Annotated in this window: 15 protein-coding genes; all 15 read left to right on the plus strand. The window is 68.6% G+C overall.

Going from position 1 to position 11,936, the window contains the following annotated elements:
• Window positions 1-56 precede the first annotated feature (56 nt).
• Window positions 57-860, plus strand: coding sequence for a hypothetical protein (locus SPHN_RS12370; protein WP_248523751.1), 804 nt, complete (start codon window positions 57-59; stop codon window positions 858-860).
• Entirely contained in the window at window positions 857-2,242 is a 1,386-nt protein-coding gene (locus SPHN_RS12375; RefSeq protein ID WP_248523752.1) for a DNA-packaging protein, read from the plus strand. The genes SPHN_RS12370 and SPHN_RS12375 overlap by 4 nt, the downstream gene beginning before the upstream one ends.
• A gap of 149 nt (window positions 2,243-2,391) precedes the next feature.
• Window positions 2,392-3,513, plus strand: a complete 1,122-nt coding sequence (locus SPHN_RS12380) for a phage portal protein (protein ID WP_248523754.1) — start codon at window positions 2,392-2,394, stop codon at window positions 3,511-3,513.
• Window positions 3,513-3,818, plus strand: coding sequence for a DUF6127 family protein (locus SPHN_RS12385; protein WP_183129183.1), 306 nt, complete (start codon window positions 3,513-3,515; stop codon window positions 3,816-3,818). The genes SPHN_RS12380 and SPHN_RS12385 overlap by 1 nt, the downstream gene beginning before the upstream one ends.
• Window positions 3,806-4,186, plus strand: coding sequence for an HK97 family phage prohead protease (locus SPHN_RS12390; RefSeq protein WP_349238505.1), 381 nt, complete (start codon window positions 3,806-3,808; stop codon window positions 4,184-4,186). Before SPHN_RS12385 ends, SPHN_RS12390 begins: the two co-directional genes overlap by 13 nt.
• Window positions 4,187-4,313: 127 nt before the next feature.
• On the plus strand, window positions 4,314-5,315 hold the full coding sequence (locus SPHN_RS12395) for a phage major capsid protein (protein WP_248523756.1): 1,002 nt from the start codon (window positions 4,314-4,316) through the stop codon (window positions 5,313-5,315).
• Between the two features lie 123 nt (window positions 5,316-5,438).
• Complete coding sequence (locus SPHN_RS12400) at window positions 5,439-5,987, plus strand: head-tail connector protein (protein ID WP_248523758.1); 549 nt, start codon at window positions 5,439-5,441, stop codon at window positions 5,985-5,987.
• Window positions 5,984-6,367 carry a DUF3168 domain-containing protein gene (locus SPHN_RS12405; RefSeq protein ID WP_248523760.1) on the plus strand — a complete coding sequence of 128 codons (384 nt, stop codon included), beginning with the start codon at window positions 5,984-5,986 and terminating at the stop codon, window positions 6,365-6,367. The genes SPHN_RS12400 and SPHN_RS12405 overlap by 4 nt, the downstream gene beginning before the upstream one ends.
• Window positions 6,368-6,462: 95 nt before the next feature.
• A complete protein-coding gene (locus SPHN_RS12410; protein WP_131587279.1) occupies window positions 6,463-6,870 on the plus strand; it encodes a phage major tail protein, TP901-1 family in 408 nt (135 codons plus the stop codon).
• A 174-nt stretch (window positions 6,871-7,044) separates the two neighbouring features.
• Window positions 7,045-7,359 (plus strand): gene transfer agent family protein, encoded by a 315-nt coding sequence (locus tag SPHN_RS12415; RefSeq protein WP_248523762.1) that lies wholly within the window; start codon window positions 7,045-7,047, stop codon window positions 7,357-7,359.
• Window positions 7,360-7,424: 65 nt separating this feature from the next.
• Entirely contained in the window at window positions 7,425-7,547 is a 123-nt protein-coding gene (locus SPHN_RS18600) for a hypothetical protein (RefSeq protein WP_432715092.1), read from the plus strand.
• Window positions 7,537-8,085, plus strand: a complete 549-nt coding sequence (locus SPHN_RS12425; RefSeq protein ID WP_248524029.1) for a tail tape measure protein — start codon at window positions 7,537-7,539, stop codon at window positions 8,083-8,085. Before SPHN_RS18600 ends, SPHN_RS12425 begins: the two co-directional genes overlap by 11 nt.
• A gap of 236 nt (window positions 8,086-8,321) precedes the next feature.
• Entirely contained in the window at window positions 8,322-10,595 is a 2,274-nt protein-coding gene (locus SPHN_RS12430; protein ID WP_248523766.1) for a DUF2460 domain-containing protein, read from the plus strand.
• Window positions 10,596-10,749: 154 nt separating this feature from the next.
• Window positions 10,750-11,568, plus strand: coding sequence for a DUF2163 domain-containing protein (locus SPHN_RS12435; RefSeq protein ID WP_432715093.1), 819 nt, complete (start codon window positions 10,750-10,752; stop codon window positions 11,566-11,568).
• A complete protein-coding gene (locus tag SPHN_RS12440; protein WP_248523769.1) occupies window positions 11,565-11,936 on the plus strand; it encodes a C40 family peptidase in 372 nt (123 codons plus the stop codon). The genes SPHN_RS12435 and SPHN_RS12440 overlap by 4 nt, the downstream gene beginning before the upstream one ends.

The raw sequence follows: 11,936 nt of genomic DNA on the forward strand, positions 1-11,936 counted from the left end.
GAGCCTCGGGTGTCGCCGGCCTTTTCGCGTTCTGGCGTCCTATCGGGAGAGCGGGGATGGTGCGGTTGGTGGCGGCGGATAATCGGATCGTGCAGTGCGCCGCGGTGCGCAAGGATGGGTGGACCAAGGCGCGGCGTGAGGGATTTTTCGCGATGCTGAGCGCGACGTGCAACGTGCGGGCTTCGGCGGCGGCGATGGGGATGACGGATTGTGGCGCCTATTATGTGCGGCGGCGCGATCCGGTGTTTGCAGGCCAGTGGCAGGAGGCGCTGGCGGAGGGCTATGGGCGGCTCGAACAGGCGCTGATGGCGCTGGCGCTTGAGGGGATCGATCCGGCGCCCGCGATCGAGGCGGGGATCGAACAGGCGCGGGCGGCGACGTGCGGCGAGGCGAAGACCGAAGGCTTCGGGGCCGAGCGGCGGCGGGTGGACGCGGCGGCTTGGGCTGCGGACGGGGGCGGGGATGCGGTGGTTCCCGGTGCCGGGCGCGGAGCCGGGGGGGCAGCGCATGCGGGTGTTGGCGATGGAGTGATCGTGGGATCGCTGGACGGTACGCCGGGGATCAAGCCGGCAATAACGAGCGTCGATCTGGCTCTGCGGTTGCTGGCGCGGAATGCGGACCGGGTTGCTGGGACCGCTGGCGGGCGGGGGCGCAAGGCTCGGGCTTCGGCGGAGGAGACCGATGCGGCGCTGATCAAGCAGCTCGATGCGCTAGCGCGGCGGATCGCGGTGTCGGAGGCCAAGCGGGTCGGGGACAAGTTGGTCGAACATGGGGTCGTCGGGCATGTCGCTATCGAGCATGGCGCCATCGAGCAGGGTGGCGCTGAGCAGGGCGTCGCGTCCGAAGCGCTGCCGGAATGAGCGGGGACGAGGCGGCGCCGGCGCGCGATCCGGTGGCGGAGCTGGCGATGTTGCCGCGGACGCGGGCGGACTGGGTGCTGGGCATGCTGACTTCGGCACAGCGGCGGGAATTGCATGATCGGTGGGAGGTGTGGGCGCATCCTGGGCAGCATCTGAAGATCGGTGCAGGTGCGGGTGCGGGTGCGGGTGCGGCGGGTTCGGGAGCGGCGGCGGATGACTGGCGGATCTGGGTGATCCTGGCGGGGCGCGGGTTTGGCAAGACGCGCGCGGGGGCGGAGTGGGTCAGTCAGGTGGCGCGGGACAACCCTGGTGCCCGCATCGCGCTGGTCGGAGCGACCATCGAGGACGTGCGGCGGGTGATGATCGAGGGGGAGAGCGGGCTGCTCGCCGTCGCGCGCGATGACGAGGATCTGGTGTGGCGGGCTGGCTCGGGCGAGCTGCGGTTTGCGAATGGAGCGTTGGCGTTCGCCTATTCGGCGGAGGCGCCCGAGGCTTTGCGCGGGCCGGAGCATCTGGCGGCGTGGTGCGACGAGGTGGCCAAGTGGCGCAACGGCGATGCGACGTGGGATAACCTGATGATGGGGCTGCGGCTGGGCGATCTGCCGCGGATCGTGGTGACGACGACGCCGCGGCCGGTGGCGTTGCTGCGGCGGATATTGGCGCTGCCGGGGGTGGTGCGGTCGCAGGGGCGGACGCGGGATAATGTGCATCTGCCGGCGAGTTTCGTCGAGGCGGTGACCGCGACCTATGCGGGGACGCGGTTGGGGCGGCAGGAGCTCGATGGCGAGCTGATCGAGGATGTCGCGGGGGCTTTGTGGACGCGGGAACTGGTGGAGTCTCGGCGGGTGGCGTTTGCGCCGGCGGTGACGCGGGTCGTGGTGGGGGTGGATCCGCCGGCCGGGAGTGTGTCCGGGGGGCCGGGGGATGCTTGCGGGATCGTTGCGGTGGCGCTGGGGAGTGATGGGTTTGGGTATGTGCTGGAGGATGCGAGCGTTTGCGGGGCCAGTCCGGAGGGGTGGGCTCGGGCGGTGGCCGAGTGTGCCGCGCGGCATGGCGCGGACCGGGTGATCGCGGAGGCGAACCAGGGGGGGAAGATGGTGGGGAGCGTGCTGGCCGGCGCGGACCGGGCGATGCCGGTGAAGCTGGTCCATGCGTCGCTTGGGAAGGTGGCGCGGGCGGAGCCGGTGGCGGCTTTGTATGAGGCTGGGCGGGCCTGGCATGTGGGGGCGTTTCCGGACCTGGAGGACGAGCTTTGCGGGCTGATCGCGGGCGGCGGGTATGAGGGGCCGGGGCGGTCGCCGGATCGGGCTGATGCTCTGGTTTGGGCGATGACCGAGGTGATGTTGGGGCCTCGGGCGCGGGTTTCGGTTCGGGTGCTTTAGGTTTGTCCTGATCCTCCCCTGGCAGGGGAGGTGGCAGCCCTTGGGCTGACGGAGGGGTGTCGCGCTATCGAGGGGGTGTCACCCCTCCGTCTGGCAAGCGCCAGCCACCTCCCCTTGCACGGGAGGATCAAGCGTATGGGAGATCGTCCATGAAATTGTTCGGGTGGAAATCCGGGCGCGATGAGTCGCGGCCGGTGTTGTCGCGGGCGTTGAGTGCGCCGGGGTTTCAGGGGGCTTTTGGGGATGTGCCGTACTCTTATGAGGCGCAGGTGCGGGCGGGGTATCTGGGGAATGCGATCGTTCAGCGGGCGGTGAAGCTGGTCGTGGAGTGCGTTGGGTCGGCGCCTTTGATGGCTTCGGATCCGGCTCTGGTTGCGCTGGTGACGGCGCGGTCGGGGGGGCAGTCGCTGGTCGAGACGGTGGCGGCGCAGATGCTGTTGCATGGGAATGCGTATGTGCAGGTGTTGCGCGACGTCGATGGGGGCGCTGCGGAGTTGTTTGCGCTTCGGCCCGAGCGGGTGGCCGTTGAAGCGGATGCCAGCGGGTGGCCGGCCGCGTATCGGTATCGGGTCGGGGAGCGGGTTACTCGGCTGCACGCGGATGCGGTGCGGCCGGAGGTGATCCACCTGAAGAGCTTCAATCCGGTCGACGACCATTATGGGTTGGGGTGCCTGGGGGCGGCTTCGGGCGCGGTGGCGATCCACAATGCGGCGGCGCGGTGGAACAAGGCTTTGCTGGATAACGCGGCGCGGCCTTCGGGGGCGCTGATGTATGATCCGAAGGACGGGGCGGTGCTGTCGACCGAGCAGTTCGAGCGGTTGCGGGGGGAGCTGGAGGCTTCGTTCTCGGGGGCGGGGAATGCCGGGCGGCCGATGCTTCTTGAAGGTGGCTTGCGGTGGCAGGCGTTGAGCTTGTCGCCCGCCGACATGGATTTCGTGGGGACGAAGGCGGCGGCGGCGCGGGAGATCGCGCTGGCGTTCGGGGTGCCGCCGATGCTGCTCGGGCTGCCGGGGGATAATTCCTATGCGAACTACCGGGAGGCTAACCGGGCGCTTTGGCGGCTGGGGGTTTTGCCGTTGGCGTCTTCGGTGCTGACGGGGATCGCTCAGGGGTTGAGCGGGTGGTTCGAGGGGGCGGCGATCTCGGTCGATCTCGACCGGGTGCCGGCGCTGGTCGAGGATCGGGAGCGGCTTTGGGGGATGGTTTCGGGAGCTTCGTTTCTTAGCGATGCGGAGAAGCGGGCGATGCTCGATATTCAGGAGGTGGTCTGATGGATGGGGCGGTTTTGGCGCAGCTGATGCGGCAGGGGGCTGAGCGGGGGGTGGACCTCGTTACGCTGCGGGCGATCGTGGAGGAGGCGGGGGAGTTGGGGGCGGCTCGGGCTTTGGCGCGGGTGGCTTTGAGCGACGAGCGGGCTCGGGAGGATGTGGCGGAGTTGCGCGAGCTGTTGGCGGCTTGGCGGGATGCGAAGCGGTCGGTTTGGAAGGCTGTGGTGGGGTGGATCGCGCGGTTGGCGATGGCGCTGATGCTGGCGGGGCTGGCGGTGAAATTGGGGTTTGCCGCGTGGTTGAAGTGAGCTCGGTGGCGTTCGCGGGGTATGCGGCGGTGTTCGATGTTGTGGACCGCGCGGGCGATGTGATGCGGCGGGGGGCTTTTGCCGGGGCCGGTGTGGTGCCTTTGTTGTGGCAGCATCGGGGTTTGGCGGTTGGTTTGCTCGCGTCGGTTCGAGAGGATGCGCGGGGGTTGCGGGTCGAGGGGGTGGTTGCGGATCTGGCGCTGGCTCGGCTGGTGCGGGGTGGGGCGGTGGCTGGGCTGTCTGTCGGGTATCGGGCGACCTCCGTTCGGCAGGGGGTTCGGCGGGAGTTGCTTTCGGTCGACCTGGTGGAGGTTAGTCTGGTGGCGGTGCCGATGCAGGCTTTGGCGCGGGTTGAGGTGGTGCCTTAGCGGCGTGCCCTCACCCTCCCACGACTTCGTCGCGGGGCCCTCCCTCTCCCCTGACGGGAGAGGGGTTTTTGAGTTTCATTGGGCGTCCTGCGGGGCGCCTTTTTTCGTTTCGGGTGAGGAGATGGGCATGAGTGTTGTTGACCGGCCGGTTTTGGAGGGGGCGGCTCCTCTCGGGGTGAGTGCGGCGTTTGCGGGGTTCGTTCGGACCGGCGCGACGCTGGAGATGAAGGCGTTTACGGGGGTGACGGGCGACGCGGGCGGGTTCGCGGTGCCGCGGGAGATCGATGCTCAGATCGATACGCTGCTGAAGGCGGTGTCGCCGATCCGGTCGATCGCCAATGTGGTGAAGGTGGGGTCGGCGGGGTATCGCAAGCTGGTGACGACTGGGGGTACGCCGTCCGGGTGGGCGGCGGAGAATGCGGCGCGGCCGGAGACGGCTTCGCCGGTGTTCGTCGAGATCGCGCCGCCTACCGGGGAGCTGTATGCCAATCCTTCGGCTAGCCAGGCGATGCTCGACGATGCGGCGTTCGATGTCGAGGAATGGCTGGCGGGCGAGATCGCGATGGAGTTTGCGAAGGCCGAGGGGGCGGCTTTCGTGTCCGGATCGGGCGTGTCGCGGCCTAAGGGGTTTTTGACGTCTGCTACCGCGGCGACGGCGGATGGGGTTCGGGCTTTCGGGACTTTGCAGTATCTCGCGAGCGGGACGGCTGGCGACTTTTCGGCAAGTCCGCAGGAGCGGTTGATCGATCTGGTTCAGTCTCTGCGCGGGCCTTATCGGCAGGGTGCGAGCTTCGTCATGAATGCCGCCACGTTGGCGCGGATCCGGAAGTTCAAGACGAGCGATGGGGCGTTCGTCTGGGCACCGTCGCTGGCGGCGGGGGTGCCGGCGACGTTGCTCGGCTATCCGGTGGTGGAGGCGGAGGACATGCCCGATATCGCGGTGAATGCGCTGGCGATCGCGTTCGGCAACTTCAAGGCGGGGTATATCGTCGCCGAGCGGACCGAGACGGGCATCCTGCGCGACCCGTATTCGAACAAGCCGTTCGTGAACTTCTACGCGACCAAGCGGGTCGGCGGGTGCGTGACGAATTCCGAGGCGATCAAGGTGCTCAAGTTCTCGGTGGCTTGATCGACGGAGGAGGAGGGGTTTGGGGCGGGGGTTGCTCGTCCCAACTCCCCTCTCCCTCCCACGCGCAAGGGCACGCGGGCCCCTCCCTCTCCCCGGAGGGGCGAGGGACATAGGAGAAGTTCGATGGGTGGGTCGGCGATTTCTGCCGGGGTGATCGCTGAGGTGGTCGTCGCGGCTAGGGCTTTGTTGCGGGTGGAGAGTGGGGAGGACGTCGTGCTGGCGCGGTTGGCGCAGACCGCGTTGCTGCTGGCGGAGGCGTTTCTGGGGGCGGCGGTGATCGGGCGGCCGTTCGAGGATGTCGTGACCAGTGCGGCGGGGTGGCGGCGGCTGGTGGTTGCGCCGGTGAGCGCGATTGCCGGGTTTACCGGGTTGCCCGCTGACGGCGCGCCGTTCGTGTTGGCGGTCGGGGCGTATGCGGTCGATATCGATGCGGATGGGGTGGGATGGGTGCGCGTCCTGGCCGCGGGATCGGCCGGGCGGGTGGCTGTGGCGTATTCGGCTGGGATCGCGCTGAGCTTCGAGGCGGTGCCGGCCCCGATCGCGCAGGGGGTGGCGATGCTGGTCGCGCATCTGTTCGATCACCGCGAGAGCGATGTGGCGCCGCCGGCGGCGGTGGCGGCGTTGTGGCGTCCTTATCGGCGGATGCGGCTTGGTTTGGCGGTGCATTCGTGAGTGGGCGGGTGGTTTTGCAGGCGGCTGTCGTCGCTCGGCTGAACGCGGTGCTGGACGTCAGCGTGTTCGATGCGCCGCCGGTGCGGGGTGGGCTGCCTTATGCGGTCGTCGACGAGCCGGTGTTGTCGGACTGGAGCACGAAGACCTGGGTTGGGCGGGAGGGGCGCGTTCTTTTGACTCTGTTCGATGGGGGGGAGCGGCCGGTTCGGGTGCGGGCTTTGCTGGCTGCTGCCGAGGAGGGGTTGGAGGCGCTGCCGCCTGATCTTGGCGAGGGGTGGCGGGTGGTTCGACTGGCGCTCGTGCGGTCTCGGGTGCTGCGGGTCGGGGATCGGTGGCGGGGGACGGCTGAGTTTCTGGTGCGGATGTACCGGGAGAGTTGAGGGTTTCGGGAACTGGGCAAGATTGTTCTCCCGCGGAGGCGAGAGTCCAGACTGGGCCACCGCCTTCGCGGGAAACGTCTTTGGGGGAGATCGACATGGCGGTGGAGAAGGGGAGTGCGTTCCTGCTGAAGGTGGGGAACGGGGCGGCGCCGGTGGTTTACGCGACCGTGGCCGGGCTGCGGACGACGCAGATGTCGGTGAATGGGGAGGCTATCGTTGTCACCACCAAGGACTCCGGGGGGTGGCGGCAGTTGCTGTCCGGGGCTGGGGTTCGGAGTGTGTCTGTGTCGGGGGCGGGGGTTTTTACCGGGTCTGTCGCCGAGTTGCGGGTGAAGGCTAGCGCGCTGACCGGGGTGCTCGACGATTATCGGCTGGCGTTCGAGGGGGGCGATACGATGACCGGGAAGTTCCTGGTGTCTCGGCTGGACTATGCCGGGGATTTCAATGGGGAGCGGTCTTATACGCTTAGCCTGGAGAGTTCCGGGGCTGTTGTTGTGGGTTAGCGGCCTTCCCTCGCCCCTTCGGGGAGAGGGAAGGAGGAGCCGCTTGGCGACGGGAGGGTGAGGGGTGGTTGGGATTTCGGTCCTTAGCCTCACTCCCCTCTCCCTCCCACGCGCAAGGGCGCGCGGGCCCCTCCCTCTCCCCAGAGGGGCGAGGGAATTTTTGGAGACATCTTTATGACGCATCTGGCGAATTCGGTTCGGGGGGAGGCTGCCCTCCGGGTCGGGGGAGAGACCCTTGTCTTGCGGCCTAGCTTTGCGGCTTTGGTCGCGGCCGAGGGGGAGTTGGGGCCTCTGTTCGCGCTGGTAGAGCGCGCCGCCGACGGGAAGCTTGGACTCGGCGAGATGGTGGGGCTGTTCTGGCATTGCCTTCGCGAGTGTCCGGAGGGGGTTACTCGGGAGCGACTTGGCGAGGCTGTGGTCGAGGCGGGGCTGGCGGCGGTGACGCCGGTGCTGCGGATGCTGTTGCGGCAGGTTCTGGCAGGAAAGTGACGTTTTCCGACAGCGCCGGGCGATTGGCTGGCTTTGCGGGCGCGGTGTTGGGGTGGGGGCCGGAGGTGTTCTGGCGCGCTACGCCGGCGGAATTGGCGGGGGGGGGGGGGGCTTTGGTGGGCGACGTTGCGGCGCCGCCGGATGCCTTGACGATCGCGCGGTTGAGGGGGGCTTTTCCTGATGGATGATCTTGATGCGGCTTTGGTGAGCGTTCGGGCGGATACGGCCGGGTTTTCGCGTGATGTCGAGGCGATGCGGGGGGAGTTGGAGGGCGTTCTCGGAAGCGGGGCGGAGCGGGCTGCGCTTCGGTTGGAGGTGGGGCTGTTGCGCGCAGTGCGGTCGGGGAAGCTGGGGTTCGAGGAGCTGAAGGGGGTGGCTCTGTCGGCGCTGGATGCGATTGCTTCGGCGGCTTTGAAGGCTGGGGTGCAGTCGGTGTTGAGTGCTGGGGGTTTGAGTGGGGCGTTGGCCGGGTTGGTCGGTGGGTTGCCTGGGCGGGCGACCGGCGGGCCGGTGTCTCCGGGGCGGGCTTATGTTGTTGGCGAGCGGGGGGCGGAGGTCTTCGTGCCTACCTCGAGCGGGCAGGTCGTTGCGACTGGCGGCGGCGGGGCTCGGGAGGTGCGGGTGGCGATCACCGTCAATGCTGCTGGGGGCAGTGCGCCCGGGGTGTTGGCGCAGTCTAGTCGGCAGGTGGCGCGGGCGGTGAAGGCGGCTTTGGCGGTGGAATAGAGCCGCGGCCCCGTCATGCCGGGCCCTTCGGCTACGCTCAGGAGAGCCTTGTTCCGGCATCCACCGTTGGGCTTGATTATCGGCCGTTGTTTCGCGGAGCCGTGGACCCCGGAACAAGTCCGGGGTGACGGAGTGGGTGGGAGAGCGCGCGGGCCTCACGCCCCTCTCCCTCCCACGCGCAAGGGCGCGCGGGCCCCTCCCTCTCCCCGTAGGGGAGAGGGAATTAGGAGGATATTATGGCGCATTGGCTTTGCTCGGGGCGGACTGTGCAGGTCGAGGGGCTTGTTTCTCGGTTCGATCCTCGGTTTTGGACGGTGGATTTTCCTCGGCCGATGATGGCTTCGGTTGTGACGACCGGCCCCGCGTCGCTGCGGATGGATGCGGTGTTTTATAAGGCGGACGATCTGGCGGGGGTGATCTGGGAGGCGGTCGACCGCTTCGATCATCCTTTGTTGCAGTATGAGACGTCTCGGGATTTTCGGGACTGTCGGCTGCGGTTTCGGTGGCGGTCTTCGGGGGTGATGGCGCTGGACGCTATCAATGGCCCTACCTTGACGATCGAGGGGCGGGATGCGGCGGGGGTGGCTCGGTCCTGGTATGTGCGGTTGTGGAATTATGCGGTGGGGACGCCGGAGGATGCGGTGGTCTCGCTCGATTTCGCGGCGATGGTTGGCGGGTTCGAACTGCCCGAGGATAGCGATCCGGTGTGGGCGGGGGATATCGACCGGATGTTCGTGTCGGTGGTGCCGCCTGAGTATTCTGGGGTGGACGTGGCCCTGGCTGCGCCGCGCGAAGGGTGGGTCGAGTGGACCGATCTCGTCTGCGAGGGGCCGGGGGCGGTGCTGGCGATCGGCGATGCCGTCGTGCCCGAGCATGGGGTGCGGATCGCTGGCGGGTATGACGATAGTTATAACCTGACGCCGGCAAGGGTGCTGCGGAATGCGCTGCATCTCGGGTATCGGGGGAGCATCACGCAGTATGTCGGGATGAGCCATTATTTCCGGCTCGAGGGGGCTGGGGGCGGGTTTTACGTTTCGCTGGCCGGGGGCGTGCTGAACGCGGCGTGTGCGGCGTGGCATCGGGATTTTGCGGGGCGGGCGAAGGCGCTTGGCTATGACGTGATCTGGTCGCTGAGTTACGAGCTGTTCGACGCGCACTGCTGGAACGACTGGAAGCAGCGCGCCGCCGATGGGGCGCCGGCGCTGACCGGATGGGAGCCGCCGTCGACGTTGCTGTCGCCGGCGCATGGCGGGGCGATGGGGTATCTGCAGGCAGTGGCGCGGGCTTTCCTGGGGATCGCGGTGGCGGCGGGGCTGGCGGCGAAGTTCCAGGTCGGCGAGCCCTGGTGGTGGGTGATGCCGGACGGCCGACCCTGCCTGTACGATGCGAGCGCGGTGGCGGCGTTCGTGCCGGTGGCGATGGCTAGCATTCGGGGGACGAAGACGGTGGCGCAGCGGGCGACGCTGGAGGCCGCGGGCGCGTGTCTGGCGGCGTCGACTGCTGCGCTGGTGGCTGCCGCCAGATCGGAAGCACCGGGCTGCGTGTCGCATCTGCTGACGTATCTGCCGACCGTGCTGGATGCAGCCGCGCCCGAGGCGAAGCGCGCGAACATGCCGGTGGGGTGGGCCAGCCCGGCGTTCGATGTGCTGCAGCTGGAGGATTACGACTGGGTGACGGCAGGGGATACCGCGTCGTCCGCGGACGGCGTGGCGGTGGCGTTGGCGCGGCTGGGGTATCCGGTCGAACGGCAGCATTATCTTTCGGGGTTCGTGTTGCGACCCGACCAGGCTGTGCAGTGGGGGCTGATCGAGGCTGCGGCCGAAGTGGCTCGGGGGCGGGGGGTGGCGGAGACGTTCCTCTGGGCTCTGCCGCAGGTGATGCGGGACGGGTTCGTGCATTTCGATACCGAACAGGAGGATGCCGTGGATGCGTTCGATGACGTGCTGTTCCCGCTGGCGCTGGGGCGCGAGGCGGAAGTGGCGCCGGGGTTCTCCACCGCGATCCTGACCAGCGCGGGCGGGCGGGAGGCGCGCAACGCGGCGTGGGCCGAGGCTCGGACGTCGTATGATGTCGGGCCGGGGTTGCGGAGCGAGGCGGATATCGGGGTGCTGCTCGCGTTCTTTCGGGCGCGGATGGGGGCGGCTCGGGGGTTTCGGTTGCGGGATCCTTTCGACTTCGACGCTGTCGGGGAGGCTGTTGGGGTCGGCGATGGGGTGGCTCGGCGGTTTGCCCTGGTGAAGTCTTACGGGGCGGCGGCGCGGCGGATTACTCGGCCGGTTGCTGGGAGCGTTTCGGTGGCTTTGGGGGGCGTTGGAACTGCGGCGTTTTCCGTGGAGGCTGGGGGGTGGGTGGTGCTGGATGTGGCGCCGGCTCTTGGGGCTGTGGTGACTGCGGGTTTTGCGTTCGATGTGCCGGTGCGGTTTGCCGAGGATCGGTTGAGCGTGGCGAGAGCTACGTTTCTGGCTGGGGTGGCGGCGAGTGTGCCTTTGGTCGAGGTGCGGGAGGCGTGATTTTCCCTCTCCCCGTTGGGGAGAGGGAGGGAGGAGCCTCTTGGCGACGGGAGGGTGAGGGGTGGTTGGGATTCTGGTCCTGAGCCTCACGCCCCTCACCCTCCCACGCACAAAGGGCGCGCGGGCCCCTCCCTATCCCCGGAGGGGAGAGGATATCCTTTCAGAGGAGGCGCTCATGTTTCTGGATGCTGAGCTGGCGACGATCGCGCTGTGTTGGCGGATCGAGCGGCGGGATGGGGTGGCGGTCGGCTTGACCGCGCATGACCGGGATCTGGTGGTGGACGGGCTGGTGCACCGGGCGGCGCCGGGGATGACGCCGTCGGCGATCCAGCGGGCCGATGGGCTGGAGGCGGATACCATGGATGTGGCGGGGGCTTTGACGAGCGCCGCGATTGGGGAGCGGGATTTGTTGGCGGGGCGCTGGGATGGCGCCCGGGTGGTGCTGTTTGCGGTGGACTGGACCGATCCGGCTTTTCGGGTGGAGTTGGGTGAGGGCGTGATCGGGGCGGTCGAGCTGGGGGATGACGGGTTCACCGCGGAATTGCGGGGGGCGAGTGCGGCGCTGGACCGGCCGGTGGTCGAGGAGACGTCGCCGGAATGTCGCGCGGAGCTGGGGGATCGGCGGTGTCGGGTGGCGATGGCGGGGCGGCGGCGGTTTGCCCGGGTGGTCGCTTGCTTGGGGGCTGTGGTGACGCTGGATTCCAGCGCGGAGGGACTGGGGGGCGGGCTGTTGCGCTGGTTCGGGGGTGCGAATTGTGGGTTGGAGAGTGCTGTGGCGCGGGGTGTCGGGGTGGCGGTTACGTTGCGCGCGGTGCCGGCGTTCGTGGTCGAGGCGGGGGTGCTGGTCGAGGTCGTCGAGGGGTGCGACAAGAGCCTCGCCACCTGTGCGGGGCGGTTCGGGAATACGGTGAATTTTCGGGGGGAGCCGTTTTTGCCGGGGATCGATCTGCTTACCCGGTATCCCGGGGCTTGAGCCGGATTGCGGAGGCTGCCCTGGCCGCGGTTGGGACGCGGTTTCGGTTGCATGGGCGGGGGGCGGACGGGCTCGATTGTGTCGGGGTGGTCGCGCTGGCCTTGCGGGCCGGGGGTTATCTTGGCGAGGTTCCGAGCGGGTATTCGCTGCGGGGTGGCGATTGGGGCTTGCTCGATCGGGTGCTGGTGCGGGTCGCCGAGGCCGAGCCGGGCGACGTGCTGCTGATGGCGGTGGGGCCGGGGCAGATTCATCTGGGGATCAGGACCGCGGGCGGGTTCGTGCATGCGGATGCGGGTCTGCGGCGCGTGGTGGAGCGGCCGGGGATGCCGCCTTGGCCGCTGATCGGTGTTTGGCGGGTGGGGGTGTGA

It is taken from the genome of Sphingomonas faeni (assembly GCF_023195535.1).
Taxonomy (GTDB): domain Bacteria; phylum Pseudomonadota; class Alphaproteobacteria; order Sphingomonadales; family Sphingomonadaceae; genus Sphingomonas; species Sphingomonas faeni_B.

Excerpts from the sequence above, each read along its gene's own strand:
- SPHN_RS12395 (WP_248523756.1), top strand. The coding sequence starts at position 4,314 with ATGAGTGTTGTTGACCGGCCGGTTTTGGAGGGGGCGGCTCCTCTCGGG.
- SPHN_RS12370 (WP_248523751.1), top strand. The coding sequence starts at position 57 with ATGGTGCGGTTGGTGGCGGCGGATAATCGGATCGTGCAGTGCGCCGCG.
- SPHN_RS12380 (WP_248523754.1), top strand. The coding sequence starts at position 2,392 with ATGAAATTGTTCGGGTGGAAATCCGGGCGCGATGAGTCGCGGCCGGTG.
- SPHN_RS12415 (WP_248523762.1), top strand. The coding sequence starts at position 7,045 with ATGACGCATCTGGCGAATTCGGTTCGGGGGGAGGCTGCCCTCCGGGTC.
- SPHN_RS12385 (WP_183129183.1), top strand. The coding sequence starts at position 3,513 with ATGGATGGGGCGGTTTTGGCGCAGCTGATGCGGCAGGGGGCTGAGCGG.
- SPHN_RS12430 (WP_248523766.1), top strand. The coding sequence starts at position 8,322 with ATGGCGCATTGGCTTTGCTCGGGGCGGACTGTGCAGGTCGAGGGGCTT.
- SPHN_RS12410 (WP_131587279.1), top strand. The coding sequence starts at position 6,463 with ATGGCGGTGGAGAAGGGGAGTGCGTTCCTGCTGAAGGTGGGGAACGGG.
- SPHN_RS12375 (WP_248523752.1), top strand. The coding sequence starts at position 857 with ATGAGCGGGGACGAGGCGGCGCCGGCGCGCGATCCGGTGGCGGAGCTG.
- SPHN_RS12400 (WP_248523758.1), top strand. The coding sequence starts at position 5,439 with ATGGGTGGGTCGGCGATTTCTGCCGGGGTGATCGCTGAGGTGGTCGTC.